The sequence below is a fragment of the Marinifilum breve genome, assembly GCF_003202155.1.
GTDB lineage: Bacteria > Bacteroidota > Bacteroidia > Bacteroidales > Marinifilaceae > Marinifilum > Marinifilum breve.
On the sequence record NZ_QFLI01000002.1, the window covers coordinates 332,781 to 353,564 of the forward strand.

At 35.3% G+C, this 20,784-nt stretch carries 11 protein-coding genes; 2 read left to right on the top strand and 9 right to left on the bottom strand.

What is annotated here, in order from left to right; translation table 11 throughout:
• Positions 1-11: 11 nt before the first annotated feature.
• From DF185_RS05475 to DF185_RS05515, 9 genes are all read right to left on the bottom strand, one after another.
• A complete protein-coding gene (locus DF185_RS05475; protein ID WP_119754611.1) occupies positions 12-4,694 on the bottom strand; it encodes a cobaltochelatase subunit CobN in 4,683 nt (1,560 codons plus the stop codon).
• 119 nt (positions 4,695-4,813) lie between these two features.
• Complete coding sequence (locus DF185_RS05480) at positions 4,814-6,361, bottom strand: PepSY domain-containing protein (RefSeq protein WP_165835950.1); 1,548 nt, start codon at positions 6,359-6,361, stop codon at positions 4,814-4,816.
• Between the two features lie 112 nt (positions 6,362-6,473).
• Positions 6,474-7,121 carry an HmuY family protein gene (locus DF185_RS05485; RefSeq protein WP_133249965.1) on the bottom strand — a complete coding sequence of 216 codons (648 nt, stop codon included), beginning with the start codon at positions 7,119-7,121 and terminating at the stop codon, positions 6,474-6,476.
• A gap of 91 nt (positions 7,122-7,212) precedes the next feature.
• Positions 7,213-9,543, bottom strand: a complete 2,331-nt coding sequence (locus DF185_RS05490) for a TonB-dependent receptor (RefSeq protein ID WP_110359732.1) — start codon at positions 9,541-9,543, stop codon at positions 7,213-7,215.
• A 687-nt stretch (positions 9,544-10,230) separates the two neighbouring features.
• On the bottom strand, positions 10,231-10,839 hold the full coding sequence (locus tag DF185_RS05495) for a response regulator transcription factor (protein ID WP_110359733.1): 609 nt from the start codon (positions 10,837-10,839) through the stop codon (positions 10,231-10,233).
• Positions 10,829-11,542 carry a hemerythrin domain-containing protein gene (locus DF185_RS05500; RefSeq protein WP_165835951.1) on the bottom strand — a complete coding sequence of 238 codons (714 nt, stop codon included), beginning with the start codon at positions 11,540-11,542 and terminating at the stop codon, positions 10,829-10,831. Before DF185_RS05500 ends, DF185_RS05495 begins: the two co-directional genes overlap by 11 nt.
• A gap of 226 nt (positions 11,543-11,768) precedes the next feature.
• Complete coding sequence (locus tag DF185_RS05505; RefSeq protein ID WP_110359735.1) at positions 11,769-13,994, bottom strand: NADP-dependent isocitrate dehydrogenase; 2,226 nt, start codon at positions 13,992-13,994, stop codon at positions 11,769-11,771.
• Positions 13,995-14,234: 240 nt separating this feature from the next.
• Positions 14,235-15,998 (bottom strand): DNA polymerase III subunit gamma/tau, encoded by a 1,764-nt coding sequence (locus tag DF185_RS05510; RefSeq protein ID WP_110359736.1) that lies wholly within the window; start codon positions 15,996-15,998, stop codon positions 14,235-14,237.
• 227 nt (positions 15,999-16,225) lie between these two features.
• A complete protein-coding gene (locus DF185_RS05515) occupies positions 16,226-18,421 on the bottom strand; it encodes a RelA/SpoT family protein (protein WP_110359737.1) in 2,196 nt (731 codons plus the stop codon).
• Between the two features lie 301 nt (positions 18,422-18,722).
• On the opposite strand from DF185_RS05515, the gene DF185_RS05520 reads away from it, so the two are divergent.
• Together DF185_RS05520 and hemL are read left to right on the top strand one after the other, a co-directional pair.
• A complete protein-coding gene (locus tag DF185_RS05520) occupies positions 18,723-19,445 on the top strand; it encodes a uroporphyrinogen-III synthase (RefSeq protein WP_110359738.1) in 723 nt (240 codons plus the stop codon).
• An 11-nt stretch (positions 19,446-19,456) separates the two neighbouring features.
• The gene (gene hemL / locus DF185_RS05525; RefSeq protein WP_110359739.1) at positions 19,457-20,749 is read left to right on the top strand and encodes a glutamate-1-semialdehyde 2,1-aminomutase; all 1,293 of its coding nucleotides are present in this window, start codon (positions 19,457-19,459) and stop codon (positions 20,747-20,749) included.
• The last annotated feature ends 35 nt before the right edge of the window (positions 20,750-20,784 follow it).

The following is a 20,784-nucleotide window of genomic DNA, read 5'->3' on the forward strand; positions in this document are numbered from 1 at the left end:
TTTTTTTAGAATTAGTCTAATTTACGTCTTCTGACAATAAATACAGCTATCATTGCTAAAATAAATCCAATGGCTCCATAAACAACGAGTTTGTTTATTTTAAAGCTATCTTGTTTATCGCTTAATGGATTAATTTTTTCCTCTTTTTTAAGAACAACATTGTCTTTCGACTCAGATTTTGCAACTTCTCTTACATTATTAATCTCTTTGTTGTACGACTCAGACAAATCAGAATCAACTTGCTGACTAATAAAGTTTCTTAGCTTTTGGTTGTCACAAACGAATCCACTACATCCAGCTTCGTGTTCTTTTACCAATTCTGTATGTAATTTTGCGATTGCATCTATCTGTTCCTGACTGGCTTTCCACATGCCCTTACGAACTGTTTCGAGCATAATAGCTGTCATTTCCTGTAAGGCATAAGGATTTTCTCTCTTGAAAAACTCATGCACATTTAAATTCTGCTTGTCTTGTACGTAAGTTTCGTACAGTTCATCCCACAAGCGGTTTTCAATTGCCGTAGGTTTCATAACATTCCATCCGAATGTGTTTCTGAAGGTTTCTGCAAATGATTCTGCTGAAGAAGCTCCACCTTTCATGTATTCTTTAATGTATCTTGGATTCAAAAGAGTTGTTCGACTTTCTACCCATATTGCTTCCTTTAAACCTTGTACACGTGGATTCGATGAATTTCTAAAATCGTTGAAATAGGATTCAGGATCTTTACCTGTAACCTCTTTAACTGCAAGGTTCAATCCTCCCATAAATTCATACACATGATCCAGGCTTAAAGCACCCCAAGTGTTGCTTTGGCGTGGTTGAACAACGGCATCGGTATTTAACAGTGCTGCCTCAAATACTCCTTTTCCAAAATCACCCCAGCTTTCTTCACTACCATAAGTTGCTCCCATATTATTGATATAGGTTTGAGCTACTACCTTGGTACTGTCCCAACGATCGCTACTTTCAACCATCCCCATGATTCCAGTTCCATAGTTGCCATTAACACCACCAAAAATTCTTTGTTTAGATAATTCACGTGCTTCTTTTGGTGAAAATCCTTTTTCTACCAATAGTTTTTCGGCCGCCAATATACCTTCAGATACGAAATTATTATCCTCTTCATTGGCCTCTGCTACCATAGCAATTGCCTTATTAATCAAGAACAATCTGGAAGCTGCTAAGTCCCTTAACTGTCCAGATGTCTGAACCACAGCATCTATTCGTGGTCTTCCTAATTCTTTAGCAGGAATCAGACGTACATTTTTCACTCTTCCAAATGGATCCCAAACTGGCTCTGCTCCTAAGAAGTATAAAATCTGAGCTATGGTTGTTCCTTCTGTTTCGATATAACTAGCCGACCACAAAGTGAAGCTGATTTTCTTTGGATATGCACCATCATTCTTTTCACGATAGTTTTCAATAAGACTGTTTGCCAGTTTTTTACCAACTTCCCAAGCTTCTTTTGAAGGTGTATGTTCTGCACTTACTGCATAAAGATTTCGACCTGTAGCCACTGTTGCAGAGTTTGTCACAGGATCACCACCCGGACTTGGAGGTGTATAGCCACCTTTTAATGAATTCACAATTGCTCGCAATTCATATTCAGGACTCATTTCTAAACTCTCTCGCTTTGCAAGAACCGATTTTACACTATTTTCCAATTCACCTACGGCATTGGTAAAATTCTTCTCTCTCGTAGTTAATGTCGCCCATCTATCTGCGTTTAAAGTAATTAAACCATTTAATTTTTCATTGATGAAAGATTTTAATTTTACAGCACTCGGATCTGAATTGTTCTTTAGAAGTTCTGATAGCACTTTCGATTTTTCATGATAAAAATTCAAAATATGCTTATTGCCTTCTAATCTTCCTAATGATGATTTTTTAATTGTCTCTTCGTTTAAATCACAAACCGACATCATTTGGACAGAAAGAGCTCTTGCCAGTAGTTGTGCATTTTGCTTTTTTCTTTCTTCTTCTACTTCCTTTAACAAATTCTTATCATCCAAATACTGAATTGCAAGTTTGCGCAACTCCTCTTTTTGCATCAAATGCAGAACTGGTTTAACCGCTGAATCATTTGCCATTTTCAATGCCTTTTCCATTGCAGGAATCATTTTAGCCATTTTCTTGATTCTAGCAGCTTTCGAAGGATCAAACATTCCCATTGTTTTCTCATATTCCTTCTCAGATTTTTGCTTATTCAGGAAAGCCGTTTTCTCAGCATTAGGTAATATTTTTATTATCAATTCACGAACTTGTTTCTTTTCTTCTTCACTGACATCTTCATTATCTTGCTGCATAACTGCATGAGGATGTCTTCTCTTTTTGCCATGAGAATTTCCATTTCTTTTCTTCCAGGCCGATGCTCTATCAATATCAGCTTTACTAATTATTTTGCTTAAATACTGATCGGCATTCTTCAACTTTAAGATTGTTTGTAAATGCTTTTTAGCAGGAAGTAAATATTTGTTATTAAAAAATGCTTTATTGTCTATTTCCGATCTTAATATTTTTCCATTAACAATATCAATTTCAGCCATATTGTAAGCCAAAACATCCTCATACATCAAGCGAATGGTTTCATCTAATTTTGCCTCGGTATATGGTACATTCATGGTGTATAAACCGCCTGTTATCTTCTCATGTTCAATTTCTTCAAGATAATTGGCAATATCCATCATTTGTTCTGGAGTGTAAACAGTCGTAAGTGTCGAATCTAAATCCAAATCTTTGTGCAATCCTGTTTGAATCAGAAGTTTTTTAATAGCAACAGCATATTCCTTTTTCAACGAACCTTCGGCTTGTTCGTAATTCAACATTTTTTTACGAATATCGTCTTTCTCCTTATTGGCTTTGGCTTCGATAAAGGGAGGAGTTAGGTATGTCTGCAAAACACCGTAACTTCTACGTTTTGCGATCATTCCCTCACCTACATTACTAATTGTATACACATAGAAATGAGGTGCTGTTCCAATTAAAGGATCAGTCCAATCGTAATCCGACAAGGCAATTTGTTTGCCAGGAGTAAACTCTAAACTACCATGTGTTCCAAAGTGGAAAATGGCATCGGCTTTAAAACTTCTCTGAATCCAAAAATAAGGTGCAATATAGGCGTGTGGAGGTGCTACTTTAGCGCCATGAATTAATTGAAATTCATTTTTCCCTAATCCAGGCAATGGTTGTGGAAGCAATACTACATTACCAAATTTAACTCTCGAAACAGCCAAATAATCCTTTTCATTTTTATAGACTGACATGTATGAACCTGGTGCTTTTCCATATCTTTTCTCCACTTCATCATACAGTTCCGATGGCAAGATTTCATGACACCAGCTTTCATACTCTTCTGCTGGAATTAGTTCCGGATCGCCATTTTTTAAATATTGATCGAACGCTCCTTCGGCATAAGGTCCTAAAACCGGTCCTTTTTTCATTACAAGCTTTTTAAAGTCATTGTATTTAGCTGGCAAATCACCTAAATCATATCCCTCCTTTTTCAAACGCAACAACATGTTATGAAGAGAGGGTAAAACCTCTAGGTTTGCTGCTACTAAGGCATTTTTCCCAGGGCCTTTGAAATAAACGATTGCTAATTTTTTATCCTTATTCTTTTTTTCGGCAAGCTTTATGTAATTCTCAGCAATGTCACCAAACTTCTTTAACCTGCCTGGTATTGGTTTAAACAGGAGGTATCCATTTTCATCCTCGAATTGTGCAAAAACAGCATATGGTACCACTCCACCATCAAATTCGGGCATGGTAACAGACTGGCTTAATAATCCGCCAAACATTCCTTGTTTATCTTTCACCCATTCATCATGTCTTTTAAATACACTTACCGGACACAAGACAGGCACATTCAATTCTTTCAACCAGGATTCCATTCGCTTTGGCGATCCTCCCATTGAGATACGTCCATGAGGCATATAAACAACCAAGTCTGGTTTAATTTCCTGCATATAAGGCAATCGTCCTCGAAATGCAGCAATCGGATAAACATTAAACCCTCTTCCTTCCAACTCTTCAATCATACTATTCATATGATCACGATTGGTATTAAATGGTCCCGGAATACTTGTGAAAAGAGCTACTTTTTTGGCTCCTTCCTTATGAAATCCTTTTTCCAGACAATATTTTTCAAAATCAGCTACCTTTTCATATGCTACTTCTTCATCGATATGAAATAGAACATCAGAAGCTATTTCCTGAGGATCTTCCACATCATCAGTCATGAATGATTTTCCATCAATTTCCATTCGGATATAGCTCAACAGGTTACGGTAATTCTTACTGCCGGCATTGTTCAAATAATCTGTTACCTTATCAAGATTTTCACCTTCAATGTTGGTTAAGTTCAATCTGGGATTTGTAGAGGCTTGCAGATATATTTTTGTACCTTCTTCGCCAGCTCTGATAATTTCCTGCTCACCTTCTTCTGATAATCGAATTCCCATGCCAAATACAATCAACATATCATATCGATCCAATTTGTTCAATTGATCCATCTTAATATGCTTTACTGATATGAACTTACTATCAGTCGACTTAGCTATTTTTGTGTATAGAAATTCTGGATAATTGACTAAACCTATCTTTGTTGGGGCAATTTTTGCCTGATAAAATATGAATAGCGCAACAAGTGCTATTAGACCAATTGTTATTTTATATTTTTTAGTTTTCAATTTCATCTGTTTATATTTTTATTTTTAGGTCAGATGGTTCCGATAGCTATCGGAATTACCATTCCTAAATAATCATTCTCGTCTATGAGGTAATAATTATTTACTCATGGACGTTTCATTATATTTTAATTAATTCGGTTTCGTACTTTGGGTTTAGTCAGCCAGTAATCCAGAACACCAGCCAACAACATTAGAAGGCATAACAATCCACCCAATGGTATAATCAACATGTAGAACCCGCCGATCAATCCTCTAAACATGCGAGCATTGTGCAGTTCAAACATGTAATTCCATAAAGGAAGTTTGCTGTTCTTTCTAATTTTATCAGGCATTGGAAAAACATCAATAAGTTTTTCTCCTTTAACATTACATATTCCCTTGTAATGGCCCATTATATAGTGATTGCCATCCGGCAATTTCTCATAAGCAGTAACAAATGTGGATGCAGGTCTTCCTGAATTATCACTTTTCTTTGTTTGAAGAATCTTTTCGCTTTGATTTTCATTCCTGTCAACACGATTTAATCCTCCAAAGGAACCTACCAGCCATACTCCAGGTTTTTCTTCTCTAAAAACCGTTGTTCCCATACCAAAAATTCGTACAGGAAGTTTAATTTTTTCGAACTCTATGTTCTCATTATAATTTCCAACCCAAATACCATCAGAACACTCTAATACCAGTTGATTTTGTTGATTATCGTAAAGGGCATTTCTTATTTTATGGTACCAGGGATTTTCATTTTTAAGCGATGGATAGTATTTAGAATTTACTTTTCCATTTACAAGAGTCATCATGAGAATTGGGTTCATAAACATACCTGTAAATGTTATAAGCACTAAAAAAATGGCAAAATACCATCCAAGCTTTTTGTGGTACTTAAAAAAGAATGAACGAACATTTTTCTCTTTGTAGGAAGCTCTTCTTCCTTCTCTTTTATATCGACGTTTCCATTTTTTAGGATAATACCAAATATAAAATGCTGATATACTTAAAAAGAACAGTATAAGTCCCACAATATCCCAAAGTATTTTGCCAGGCAAGCCCCAAATCGAACCATCGTGCAATTGGAAAAATACCTGAATAAGCGAGATATAGGAAGAATACTTTTTCTTTTTTAAGCTTAATTTCTCAAAATTGAGCTTATCATTATGAAGTGAAGTCTGATAGACATCAGACTTTGAAACAAGTAATAAGTGCTTGCCTGTATTTAAAATCTTTATAATTGAATGATCTCCGTTCGGAAGCGGGAGATTTATCCATTTAGATTGCTTAAAATTATATTGCAAGCACCCTTGATTACTTGCGCAAAGCAGAAGCTTATTTTCTCTGGAATAATAAAGGTGATTAGATCGTTTCCCTAAAGCAGATTTAGGGTAATCTCCTTGCATGAAAGCTTGTAAACTTTTTCCATTATCAGTTGATAAAAATATCCCTTGTCGACCATAAACCAGTAGCGAGTCTCCCAAATATTCGATCCCCTTTAAACTAGAACGATTCCAATTATCTGGCTGATATTGCTTTGGAACCAACATTCGAGAAACGGATGCATTTTGAATTAAATCAGGATGGTTTAGCAGTATACCCGAAAGACTCATATAAGCCATAAAAAGAAGGACAAGCAAACCAAAGTACTTATGTATCCAGCGGCTAATTTTATAAATTTTACTTTTCACAAAACTAAGTATTAATAACCTTAAATCTTTAAAGAGAAAATGGGATGAGCAATATTTGCCCATCCCTTTGCATATCAATATTCAGGGAGATTCCTTTCATTTAAAAAAGGAATTATCTTAAAGATCTTGAACCATCTTCCTGGTAACTATATTTTAAGGTTACATGACCTGATTTTGAATCTGCATCATAAAAATCACTAACCCAAAGCTTTGCATATTTTCCATCGGCGGTTTTAATAACATAAATTTGATCATTTACACTATATTGTCTTGTTGACATATCAAAACTAACAGTTAAACCTACTTCTGTTCCGCCTGTCATTACAGTACTTCCACCTGTAGTTACATAAGTTGTAGGTGTTGGAGGCATTTCAAAAACTTGCATTATTGTAATATCCTCATCTACTTTGTAACCTGTTTCAGGAGCCTCAACTACATTGTCCCAACCTATTTGTCCCGTATTTTCTGTTGACTCTAAAAGTCCACCTTGTCCTGAGCCTGAAGTGCCACTGTTTGTGCGGAAGTTGTAACGATGGAATGCGATGTCCCAATCAAGAGCATCACGAGTTTCGTTTGCTGCCGATTCGCCTACAATTTTTCCTTCTTCAAAAGAAAAGTAAACCCATTTAGTATAATCAGAAGCATCAATTATTACTTCTTTTGCTTCTACCGGAACAATGTTATCATCATCACTACACGAAGTAAATAAGAACGACGTTGAAAATAGCAAACCTAATGCTAAAAGACTGATTTTATTCATTTTTTTGTTGTTTATGCTTACGATTCGAGTTTTAATTACTACTTCATCACAAGCGGTTTTGTAATTATTTGATTGTATTAAATACACATCCTTAAAATCTAAAAGTTAGAGCGGTAAAAAAGCGTCTTCCGACAGTAGGAGTAGTATTCATTGTAACTACGGGTGCTCTATAATCAAAAATATTTTTTGCTCCTGCACTTAATGTTATGTGCGCACCATAAGAGCAAGTAGCTGTAAGATTAAATATTGCATACGAAGGATAATGTAATTCATAAATCTGATTATAAAGAACATCAGTTTCGTCAACATCGGTTTCGTAGGCGTCAAGAGTTTTCTTTCCGTAAATTTTACCAGATAAATTTACCGATCCTTTTATTTTATTTTTGGCATATAAATACTCTAATTGAGTAGTTAATGCGTGAGGACTTACATCTGATAAAGAAACAGCTTCATTATCTGCATGTCTTGACGTATAAATATATCCACCCTTAAAATTGAAATTCTGGCTTATACGCCATTTTAAAATTGCTTCCACATTAAATATTTCAACTTCATCCATATTTAAATATTTGATTACGTCTTCTGTAATAAATAAATTATCTATTTTATCTTTTATATCGTTGTATGAAGTGATTACAGTTACATTTAAGTTTTTCTTCTTGTTAAGAAAATCCAATGAAAAAGAAAAATAATTGCTTGTTTCGGGTTTTAAATCGGAATTACCTACAATTTGAAACATTCCCATGTGACTCCAATCCATGAATAATTCCTTTAAAGTAGGCGCACGATAACCCATTGCATAATTTAATCGGATATTGAACGGGTTAATATTATATTTGAAAGTAACAGATGGCGAAGCGTGAAAATCAAAAGTTGTATGATAACCACCTCTTACACCAACAACAGCTTGTAATTTTTGCGATAGTTGAATTTCATCTTGCAGAATCAGAACAACATCGTTGGTTGTTTTTTCTTCCATACTTTCGTCTGCATTAAACATATCAGTTTCCAGAATTTCATAAAGATTTTCAACGCCTGTGAAGAGATTATGTTTTTTTAATCGTAGAGTGTAATTGAATTTGGTGTTATTTACTGTATTACGATAGTTGTGAACCTCTGTTCCGCTTTTCTCAAAAACATCAAATTTATCGTAAACATCAGTATTATGAGAAAGTCTAATCTTTTTATTATTAGAGACATTATAGTTTACATAGCCCCCAATCGTATAATTTTTGAATTTATCATGTTTCCAATTATAAGCATATTCTACTACAGCTTTGTCTACAGAAGTTGTATCGTAACGATAATCAAAAAGTGCAACAGGAAAGTCTTCATGTTCGTAATAATTTCCAAAAATTTGAACATCCCATTTATCATCAGTATAACCGAATTTTTGTTTGATTGTATAATTTTGAAAGCCAGATATTGTAGATGAACCAAAATTGTAATAGGTCGAAGTATCAATATATACAAACTTTTTTTCAAGTCTTTCTTTATCTTCTATGTGGTAACCGTCATAACTTTTGTAATTCACAAAAGTATGGCAATAGAAATTTTTATGTCTGAAACCAAGATTGATATTACCATTCAGATTGAGTTTGTCTTGATTTTTAAAAAAATCACGTTCGTAAACCGTTGGAAAAGTTTTGTTTTTATCGTAATTCTTTTGATTTTTTTCTGCATAACGAAGACTTACGCTAACATCTAACTTTTTTTGAGGTTTTTTAGTGATAATATTGATAACCCCTCCCATTGCGTTAGAACCGTAAAGTGCTGAACTGGCACCTCTAAGTATTTCAATACGCTCTATATTTGCAGCATTTAAGCGAGAATAATCAACATTTCCACCCGTTTCGCCTGCCATACGTTCGCCGTCAATTAAAATAAGAGTATACTGAGGGTCAAGACCTTGAACTTTCATTGAAGGCCCGTAACCATGTCGTCCCATTTCAATCCCAGGAACTTCGGCTTCCAAAACATCTGTAACAGTTACAGCATCAATCCTTTCCAGTTCCTTATGCGTTATTACCTGAGTAAGAATAGGAGCTCGTTTTAATGTATGTTGAGTACGAGTTCCAGTAACGGTTACCTGTTCCAGGTTTAATACATCTTCTTCTACATAAATTACTTTTATCTTATTTTGAACAATGGTGTCCCAAACAGATTTATATCCAACGCTAGTAACTGATATAATTATTTCTTTATCTGCATCAACAGGTATATCAATATATCCCTTTTCATCAGAAGCTGCATACCCCATCCATTTGGGTTGATTCAAAACCTGCCAACTAATATTGGCATAAGTTAAAGGTTTGTTATTATTCCTTTGTACAATTTGAATTTGTGAGTTTTGTGCTAACAAAACTTCTCCTGTAAAAATTAATGATATAAGTATGATTAAAGTCTTTATTGATAATCGCATTTTTTGTGTGTTTTATATCGGTTCTGCGCTCCAAAATTAGAGTTAATCTACTTTGGCGACAATCATAAGAAATTGGTAATTTACTGACATAGTGATACCTACAAATGACTAATTAGAAGTTGGTACTCTATATTTCACATGTCATGAACAGTATTTATTAGCCTAAAAAATATACCTATAAATAAGGCAATTAGCTTATGTGATCAGTGTGACTTCTCTAATAAGAAGTGATCTGGAAACTTTGTAGAATTTCGAAGTAAGGATGTGAGAAAGAAATGTAAATTACTTACGAAACTGTGTTAGATAGAATAAATAATTACATGAATAGGTATTGGATTGAGCTTTTAGTTCCTACGCAAAATTATAGTTTATAATCAATATTTCAATTGATTAATATTGCTTAAATATGATACAGCAAATTAACAGTTCTGATAGTTCAAAAAATCATATTGAATCAGAACTACACCACACGTATTAATTATATTTTTGTTTTCTTTATCGGAATTTCAATTTAAGATTCCTCAGTATCAGTGAAAGTACTTCCGGTGACTACTGGAACAGAAATTAAAAGGTATAACAATACAAAAACGGTAAGCCACTTAAGGACTTACCGTTTTAAATAAAATTCCAAACCTATTCACTATTGATAAAATTAAAAATATCAATTGCGCAAATATTTAAATGCTATTACATAGCCTCTTCTGCTTTTATGATATGATGCATCAATGCATACACGGTTAATCCTGAGATGGTTTTAATGCCTAATTTACTGGTGATATTTTTACGATGCGTTATTACTGTATTAATAGAAATAAAGAGTTGGTCGGCAATCTCTTTATTCGAAAAACCCAGTGCCACAGCCTTTAAAACATCTCTCTCTCTATCACTTAAGGTTAGTGAATCCTCCTCTTGCTGTTCATTTGCTTTAGGTGCGTAAAAGAACTGCTGCAACTTATCTACTACCTCTTTTCTACTGCATGAATAAGAAATAAAATGATCGCACACACAAGTTGGAAATTGCTGTTTGCCTATTAAAATGGTACTACTCAATCCAAATGAATTTTTCACATACTCCAAACAGTCTATTTTTCTTTGCTTTTGCAGAATATCCTCGCTTAGGATTAAATAATCCATATTCTCATCATTTTGCATAAAATATTCCAATTCATCAAAAGTATCTACCTCATGTAACTCGGACTCTATTCCAATTACATTTAAAAGTGTCTTAACTCCCAGTCGTACCAGATATTGTTCCGAAGCGATAACCGTATGCAATTTTCTCTCTTCAAACTCCATAATACTCCAATACTTTTTGTTCTAACATCTTAACTTTCGGAATCAACACTTTTTCTTCCATTCTTGTATGCTCTTCAATATCATACTCTAATTGAAACAACTCAGTCAAAAGATGTTCACAATCATCTTCACAGTTTAATGGTGGCAGAAAACGAATGATTAGGTTTTTCAGGTCAGCCAACTTTATTTCAAGACTATCGTGATTTCGTTCGTAAACTTCAATGGGCTCGTGCTTTATTTTTTCGATAAGCTCTTTGGTACAATTATTCGAACTTAAAGCCTTTTCTAAATCAATTACATATGGAAAAATGTGTTTTTCTTCCTCTTTAAAGTGGTTCTCAATATCAAATTTGTACTCACTAAAAAAGTGCTTTAACAAATTTATGTTTCTGCTATTTTCCTCTTGAGCTTCCCTTTCCATTTTATCAATAAAAAGTTCGATATGCGGCACTTTTGACTTCAAATAGTAAGTATGCGTATTGGTAAGATAATCTACCATTACATCAACATTAAAATCGCCTAAGTGATTATCGGGAAAGTAATTTGAATTGTGATAAGAGTTCAGTATTTCCAAAAAGAAGGCAGCATTTACATTTTTGTTTGCACATACCTCTTCAACCGTTTTATTCCCAAATCCCAACTTAATACCAAATCGCGAGATAATGGGCAGCAACTGATAATTTTTCAAAATTATCTCTGCCATTTTACTATTCTTTGTAAAAGATACCATTTACATTCTGTTTGTTTATTTGATTTTGCGCAAATAGTATGACATTGTATAAATCAATATTTATTAAGTAAATCATACTTCATTGCAATACAAAAATACTTCATGCAAATCGCAGATAAAATCCCTATATGTTATGATTTTTAGCAAAAAAAAAGGCCTTCCGTTTGGAAGGCCTTTCTATATGATTTATCTAATGTAATTAGATAGCGTCTACAATTGAATTCAATGAAGTTGATGGACGCATAGCTTCGAAAGCCTTTTCATCGTTTGGCATGAAATACCCACCAATGTTCATTGCTGAACCTTGAGCGTCGTTCAATTCCTTAACGATTTTCTCTTCGTTAGCTTGCATATCAGCAGCAACTTTAGCGAATTTCACTTTCAACTCAGCATCTTTATCTTGAGCAGCTAATGCTTCAGCCCAATACATTGCCAAGTAGAAGTGAGAACCACGAGTATCCAATTCATTTACTTTACGAGATGGAGACTTTCTTTCATCTAAGAACTTAGTAACACCAGCATCTAAAGTATCAGCAAACAGCTGAGCTTGCTCGTTGTTGAAGTTGTTAGCAATGTGCTCGAAAGATACACCTAATGCCAAGAATTCCCCAAGTGAATCCCAACGCAAGTGACCTTCTTTTTCGAACTGTTGTACGTGCTTAGGAGCCGATCCTCCTGCACCAGTTTCGAACAAACCACCACCATTCATCAATGGAACAATAGATAACATCTTAGAAGAAGTACCAAGCTCAAGAATTGGGAACAAGTCAGTTAAGTAGTCACGCAAAACGTTACCAGTTACTGAGATCGTATCTTCACCTTTACGGATTCTTTCCAATGATACAGTGATTGCATCAACTGGAGCAAGAATACGAATATCTAATCCTGTAGTATCGTGATCTTTTAAGTACTCGTTTACTTTAGCAATTAACTGAGCATCGTGAGCACGGTTTTCATCTAACCAGAAAATTGCAGGAGCACCAGTTGCTTTAGCTCTGTTTACAGCCAATTTAACCCAATCCTGAATTGGAGCATCTTTCACCTGACACATTCTGAAGATATCGCCAGTTTCAACAGCTTGTTCCATATAAACAGTTCCGTCGAAATCTACAACACGGATAGTACCTTCTCCTTGTGCGTAAAAAGTCTTATCGTGTGATCCGTACTCTTCAGCTTTTTTAGCCATCAAACCAACGTTTGATACAGATCCCATAGTAGTTACATCGTAAGCTCCGTTCTTTCTACAATCATCGAAACAAACCTGGAACATTCTAGCATAAGACCTGTCTGGAATCAATGCAACACAATCCTGAAGCTGTCCTTCTGGATTCCACATTTTACCACCATCACGAACAACAACTGGCATCGATGCATCGATAATTACGTTGTTTGGTACGTGTAGGTTGGTAATTCCATTATCTGAATCAACCATAGCCATATCCGGACGAGTTTTGTACACTTCCATGATATCAGCTTCGATCTCTGCTTTCTTGTCTGCTGGTAATTTTTCAATCTTAGCATAAAGATCACCCAAACCATTGTTGAAGTTTACTCCTAATTCCTTGATTGTATCAGCGTGCTTGGCAATAGCTTCTTCGTAGAATACCTCTACTGCATGCTTAAACATTTCAGGATCAGAAATCTTCATCATAGTTGCTTTAAGGTGTAAAGACCAAAGTAGTCCTTCTTCTTTAGCAGCCTCAATTTCCTTTTTGTAGAATGCACGTAATGCTTTAACATTCATTGCAGCAGTATCAATAACCTCACCAGCTAGCAATTCTTGCTTTTCTTTTAATACTGTTACAGTACCTGCATTGTCAACAAACTCGATACGAACATTGGTGTCTTTCTCTATAGTTACTGATTTTTCAGAACCATAGAAATCCTTTTCAGTCATGTGAGCAACGTGAGATTTAGAATCTGCCGACCATGCTCCCATTCTGTGTGGATTCTTTTGAGCGAACTTCTTAACAGAAGCAGCAGAACGACGATCTGAGTTACCTTCACGTAACACAGGGTTTACTGCACTACCCAATACTTTTGCGAATCGTGCTTGAAGTTCTTTCTCTTCAGCAGTGTTTGCTTCCTCAGGATAATTAGGAATGTTATATCCTTTTTCCTGTAACTCTGCAATTGCAGCTTGCAACTGTGGAATTGAAGCACTAATGTTAGGCAACTTAATAATGTTAGCCTCTGGAGTTAATGATAGTTTTCCTAACTCAGCCAAATAATCAGGAATTCTCTGATCTTCGGTCAAATTCTCAGGAAAATTAGCAATAATTCTACCTGCTAAAGAAATGTCTTTAGTTTCAATTTCAATGCCTGAAGTTTTAGTAAAGGCTTTGATAATAGGCAACAATGAATATGTTGCCAAGGCTGGAGCTTCATCAATCTTGGTATAGATTATCTTTGCTGTCTGTGCCATGTTGGTTGTTGTTTTGTGTGTTTTAATTAAAATAGTCTGTTTAACTCTTTTTCGTAAGAATTAAGCACAATTCAAACTCTTGGTAAACATAGATATTTTTTTTAATTCCCAATTTAAAAGCGCTTATTTTTTAACGATTTTTTTCTTTAATTATAAGTAACTATAAATAAGGCCCATGAATGAATTCAAGGGCCTTATTTAGACTAAATGTCATATGCTTTATAACCTATTTATGCTTTTCTACTCAAAATCGAGGGAGAATTTCTGTTTCAACACTGCCAAAGCGGGATTTTTCTTGCACAAATAATTGAATCTATCGGTATCTGTAAACACCCTTTTGGTTTTTGTTGTTGCAGACTTTACTGTCTCCACGGATATTGAATTGTTATTATATATTCGTCTGAAATAATTTTGCAATTCCATCAATACACTATTGATATCGTCTTCCTGAAGTGGGTTACTCACCTTTAAAACAATCTTATTATCGGTAAGCTCTGGTTGGTTAACCGTTAATGCCAACCTAACACGTTCACTCTTGTTCTTGATACGAGCAAACTCCTTTAGTTGTAAAAATACTCCAGTCTTGCTATACTCTGTGTTCACAGATGTTACAGTTGTATCAGATACATCTGTTTTATTTTCCTTGGGTTTACCTGCAGTTTGCGGTCTTTGGATACCCGTTCTTAACGCCTGTTTAATCGATACCGTAGAAGTATATGTATTTCTGGCTACTCCTGTATCAATACTTGTCTTATATTCTGCTTTGGCAGGATTGCCATTGTTCTGTATAGTGGTTGATACCTTGCCTACACTTTTCTGTACATTTTGAGCAGGAGCAAGAGTTCTCCCATCAATCGCAATCCTCAATAATTTCTTGGAATTCTTTTTTAAACTAGCTCCTTTTTTTTTTGATTCAATTATCTGGGACAATTGAATTAAACTTAGCTCGATTAATAAACGTGGATTCTGACTGGATTTGTAACCGACATCGCATTGGTTAAGTATCGCGAGAGCCTCATACAAGAAATCCACCGGGCATTTCTTGGCCTGATCGACATATTTCTGTTTCACACTCTCACTCACCTCTAATAATTGTATGGTAGCCGTATCTTTTCCTACTAATACATCACGAATGTGAGCACTTAAGCCTCCAATAAAGTGATGACCATCGAAACCTTTCTCAAAAATCTCATTAAGCATTACCAATACATCAGTAACCTTTCCTTCCAATGCAGCATCAACAATACGGAAGTAATAATCGTAATCCAGTACATTTAAATTCTGAATTACATTTTCGAAGGTGATTTCCTTACCAGAAAAACTTACAATCTGATCAAAAATAGAAAGAGCATCACGCATGGCACCATCAGCTTTCTGACCAATTACATTTAAAGCTTCTTCATCAATATTTACCGATTCTTTTTCAGCAATATTCTTAAGATGCTTCACTGCATCTTCCACTTTAATACGATTAAAATCGAAAATCTGGCAACGAGACAAGATTGTTGGTAAAATCTTATGCTTTTCGGTAGTTGCCAATACAAAGATTGCATGAGCCGGAGGTTCTTCCAATGTTTTCAGAAAGGCATTAAATGCCGATGCAGATAACATGTGAACCTCATCAATAATATATATGCTATAACTTCCGATTTGTGGTGGTATTCTTACCTGGTCAATTAAGGTACGAATATCATCAACCGAATTGTTCGAAGCAGCATCCAATTCATGAATGTTATAAGAACGACTTTCATTAAACGCCTTACATGATTCACACTCGTTACAAGCTTCAAAATCAGAAGAAATATTTGAGCAGTTTATGGTTTTAGCAAAAATACGCGCGCATGAAGTTTTACCAACACCTCGAGGACCACAAAACAGGTAGGCATGTGCCAAATGACTGTTTTTAATCGCATTCTTTAAGGTAATGGTAATAGACTCCTGACCTACAACTGTTGAGAACGTTGAAGGACGGTATTTTCGAGCTGAAACAATAAAATTCTCCATATATATAATAAGACCAAAAACGGTCGATTTTCTTTTTTCGAATTTCAAATATACAGAATCAATAGCAATAAAACATCACTTATTGATGAAGATTTTTTAAAGCTTTTTTGAGGCATTTTTGTTATCATCGATAACACAATAAATTAGACTCTCCCTGCAATAAAAAAGACTTCTAAAATTAGAAGTCTTTATAGATTTTTTTCTTTAATTATAATGTAATTCTCTACTTACGCTACCGTATCGTAACGTGAAACGCGATGAACACCTTTAATTCTACGAAGTTTTACCATCAGCGTATTCAAGTGCTCAATATTCGAAACAACTACAGTAAGGTTTCCTTCAAAACTACCTGCATTGGTTTCCACAGAAATTGATCGCATTTGTACTCGCAAATCCTTTGTAATTACCTCAGATATATTGGTAACCATACCCAATTCATCATCTCCTGTAATATGAAGCACGGCCTGGTATGAAGCAGCTCCTTTTTCGGTCCAATTGGCTTTAACCACACGATAAGGATATCTACTCATCATCTCTTTGGCATTGGAACAACCTACCCTGTGAATACGGATTCCTTTACCAATGGTAATAAAACCAAAAATATCATCTCCAAAAATTGGATTACAACACTTTGAAAGGGTATAATCCACATTCGCAATATTCTGATCTACAATCAATACATCTTCACCAGCTGTTTGAGTCGTTCTTGACTTATAGTCAGGCATATCTTCCGGTGTCTTCTCCTCAACTACCTCTTCTCTGGTTAAGATATCTTTAATTTCCGATAAATCATGAAGTTCTGTAGCAATACCATAATACAAATCAACGGCAAGTTTGTACTTGTATTCGGTCATTAACTTACGGATGTTCTCATCACAGAAGTCAATTTTCCAGTTTTTCATCCTACGCTTCAAGGTTTCCTTACCCATATCGGCCTCCTTGAGCATTTCCTCTTTCATCGACTGGCGAATCTTGTTCTTAGCCTTTGTGGTAATAACAAAATTTAACCAATCGGACTTTGGCTTCTGTGTATTAGAAGTTGTAATGGCAACCTGATCACCATTTTTCAGCTTATGACGAATGGAAACATTTTTTTGGTTTACTGTTCCCCCAATACATTTACCTCCCAAATCAGAATGAATTGAATAAGCAAAATCCAATAAAGTTGCACCTAAAGGCAATTGTTTTAGATCTCCTTTCGGCGTAAATACATATATCTCTTTGTTGTATAAATCAGCTTTAAACTTGTCAATCAAGTCAATTGAATCACTTTCCTGACTCTCCAATACCTCACGAATATCCTGTAACCAATTGTCCAATCCGCCTTCACCTTTACCACCTTTGTATTTCCAGTGAGCAGCAAAACCTTGCTCAGCAATTTTATTCATGCGTTTGCTTCGGATTTGTACTTCCACCCAACGATTATTTTGTCCTAAAACAGTGGTATGCAAAGATTCATAGCCATTCGATTTTGGAATGGTAATCCAATCACGCAAACGCTCAGGGTTTGGTCTGTACAAATCACTTACCGCAGAATACACTTTCCAGCACTCCGATTTTTCTTTCTTAGGAGAAGCTTTTAGAATGATACGAATGGCAAAAATATCATACACTTCTTCGAACTCAACCTGCTTCTTCTTCATCTTATTTAAGATGGAAGCGATGGTCTTGGTTCTGGCCTTCATTTTATACTTTACACCTAACTGATCAAGCTCATTTTTTATCGGATTCACAAAATCCTGAATGAACTTTTCTCGTTCTTCTTCCGAATCCTTTAGTTTCTGAACAATTTCGAAATAAATATCAGGCTGAAGGTAACGCAAAGCCAAATCTTCCATATCCGACTTCACATTGTACATACCTAAACGGTGAGCCAAAGGAATGTATAAGAACTCTATTTCTTTTGCCAGAGATATTTGCTCTTCATTCGATTTGTGTTCCATGTTTCGCAAATGGAACAAACGATCCGCTAAAATGATTAGAACCACTCGAACATCGTCGGCGAAACTAAGTAACAGTTTTCTAAAATTCTCGGTATGCTGGGTCAAGTTTTGATTGTAGACATTTGTCACCTTAACCAGTCCGGTGATAATATGAGTAACCTTTTCTCCAAAAAGCTCTTTTATTTCGTCGATATCAACCTGCTCTTTTTGAACCAAATCATACAGCAAAGCACAGATAACAGAAGTACGACCAAGTCCAAGTTCCTCCACTACAATTTGAGCCACAGACAATGATCGGTATATGGCAGGATCGCCATTACTTCTTCTCTCACCTTCGTGATCTTGTAAACTTAAATCAAATGCTTTTCTTACCAGTTTGATATCCGCCCTGGTAACTATGTTTTTACAGGTCTTAAGTAAGCGTTTGTATCTTAATAATATTTGCCTTCTTTCTTCTTCTTCCCTATTTAATTCTGTCATAATTGTCTCACTTAATCAAGAGATTTTCACATATCGGCACGTAACGAAAAATGTTTTTAAGTCCTGCTTCTATAATTTTATGAAATATTTATTTCCATTGCTTTTTTTAAGCTCAATAAAAGTATAAAAGCTATTAAAAACAGACAAGAAGATTAATACTTTTTAACGTATTTAAATGCATAAAGAATTTACGAAAAAATAATGATATGGCAGGTCTCAACTCATTATCAATTCATTGCTAATTTCTTGCCAATTGAGTATAAAAAACTGCTCGGATTTCTTAAATTTGTTAGCTCAGCATATGAATAAACAGCGAATGGACACAGGTAAATTAAAGCACATCCTCTTTACCCGAAAACTTACCGATAATCATTATGAGTTCGGAAAAAAAATCGGATTATCACTGGTCGATTATCCTTTCATTGACATCGAGTTAAGTGATTTACCTAAGGAAACGATCGAGAATCTTAAAACAAATGAGAATGCTTCCTGGATATTTACCAGTAAGAATTCCGTTAAGAGTTTGCTAAAATCATTCCCTGATATTTCGAATTACTCGAACCGAAAATGTTTCGCTGTTGGTGAAAAAACTGCTGAAGAACTGCGAAAGCTCAATTTTGAAGTAGTTGTTCCTAAACATCACAATGCGCTATCATTGGTCGACAGACTAGAGCAGGAACCTTCAGGAATTCCATACTACTATTTCTCCGGAAATATGCGCAGGAAAACCATCACCAACTTTTTTAATGAAAATGAAATCAAGTATCAGGAAATTGAATGTTATATTACACATTTAATTCAGCCTGACTTGAATATTGATCAGTTTGATGCTGTTTGCTTCTGTAGCCCGAGTGCAGTGCTTAGTTTCTTCTCAAAATATCAAATCAGAGAAGACATACCGTGTATTGCCATTGGAAACACCACTGCTGTTAAACTGTTAGATTACACCGAAAACGTGGCCATGTCGGAAAAAACCAACATCTATTCTATGCTTGAAATTTGTAATGAATATTTAAATTCTTAAAACCATACACTATGTATCAATACAAAAGAAGTTCCGAATTATTCGATGAAGCGAACAAATACATTCCAGGAGGTGTAAATTCTCCGGTAAGAGCGTTTAAATCGGTTGGAGGAACTCCTGTTTTTATCGAAAAAGCAAAAGGTAGCATTTTAACAGATGCTGACGGCAATGAGTATATCGATTATATTTCATCATGGGGACCAATGATTCTAGGTCATGCTTACCCAAAGGTGATTGATGCAATTAAAGCAAAAGTTGAAGATTCAACCTCATTTGGTGCTCCAACTGAATTGGAAATTGATATCGCCAAACTGATTGTTGAAATGGTTCCAAATATCGATAAGGTAAGAATGGTAAACTCGGGAACTGAGGCATGTATGAGTGCCATTCGTGTTGCCAGAGGTTATACTGGCCGCAACAAATTCATCAAGTTCGAAGGATGTTATCACGGTCATGCCGATTCTTTCCTAATTAAAGCAGGTAGTGGTGCCAGTACTTTTGGTGTACCAAACTCTCCTGGTGTTACTCCGGGAACCGCTAACGATACCCTTACAGCAAAGTACAACGATATCGAAAATGTAAGACAGTTGGTGGCTGAAAATAAAGATGAAATTGCAGCCATTATTATCGAGCCGATTGCGGGTAATATGGGTTGCGTTCTTCCTAAAAAAGGATTTTTGGAAGATTTGAGAGAGCTATGCGACAAGGAAGGAATTCTATTGATCTTCGACGAAGTAATGAATGGTTTCCGCTTGGCAAAAGGTGGTGCTCAGGAATATCTAGGTATTAAAGCTGATTTGGTTACTTTCGGTAAAGTAATTGGTGGTGGTATGCCTGTTGGTGCTTATGCTGGTCCTGATGAAATCATGAAAGTTGTTTCTCCTCTTGGACCTGTATACCAAGCCGGAACCCTATCAGGTAATCCAATTGCCATGATTGCTGGTTACACTCTTCTAAAAGAATTGAACGAGAATCCTCAATACTTCACTGAACTGGAAGAGAAAACTGAATACCTTCACAAAGGTTTGGATAAAGTATTTGCAGAATCAGAATTTGATTACAAGATTAACCGTTGTGGATCGATGATTAGCGTGTTCTTTACAGATGTTGATGTGGTTGATTTCGATACGGCAGCAACAGCTAACAATGAGAAATTCCCTCAGTTCTTCCACGAAATGTTGAAAAGAGGCATTTATCTTCCTCCATCATCATTCGAGAGTTATTTCTTATCAAATTCTCTTACTTACGAAATGTTAGATAAAACAATTCAGGCAGCTAAAGAATCTTTAGAAGCAATGAAATAAAATATTTTGAGGGTCTCACTTCAAGTGAGGCTCTC

What these genes read in the sequence shown, in the direction of transcription:
- DF185_RS05475 (WP_119754611.1), bottom strand. Translation starts at nt 4,694, where the DNA reads ATGAAATTGAAAACTAAAAAATATAAAATAACAATTGGTCTAATAGCA.
- DF185_RS05485 (WP_133249965.1), bottom strand. Translation starts at nt 7,121, where the DNA reads ATGAATAAAATCAGTCTTTTAGCATTAGGTTTGCTATTTTCAACGTCG.
- DF185_RS05490 (WP_110359732.1), bottom strand. Translation starts at nt 9,543, where the DNA reads ATGCGATTATCAATAAAGACTTTAATCATACTTATATCATTAATTTTT.
- DF185_RS05495 (WP_110359733.1), bottom strand. Translation starts at nt 10,839, where the DNA reads ATGGAGTTTGAAGAGAGAAAATTGCATACGGTTATCGCTTCGGAACAA.
- DF185_RS05500 (WP_165835951.1), bottom strand. Translation starts at nt 11,542, where the DNA reads ATGGCAGAGATAATTTTGAAAAATTATCAGTTGCTGCCCATTATCTCG.
- DF185_RS05505 (WP_110359735.1), bottom strand. Translation starts at nt 13,994, where the DNA reads ATGGCACAGACAGCAAAGATAATCTATACCAAGATTGATGAAGCTCCA.
- DF185_RS05510 (WP_110359736.1), bottom strand. Translation starts at nt 15,998, where the DNA reads ATGGAGAATTTTATTGTTTCAGCTCGAAAATACCGTCCTTCAACGTTC.
- DF185_RS05515 (WP_110359737.1), bottom strand. Translation starts at nt 18,421, where the DNA reads ATGACAGAATTAAATAGGGAAGAAGAAGAAAGAAGGCAAATATTATTA.
- DF185_RS05520 (WP_110359738.1), top strand. Translation starts at nt 18,723, where the DNA reads ATGAATAAACAGCGAATGGACACAGGTAAATTAAAGCACATCCTCTTT.
- hemL (WP_110359739.1), top strand. Translation starts at nt 19,457, where the DNA reads ATGTATCAATACAAAAGAAGTTCCGAATTATTCGATGAAGCGAACAAA.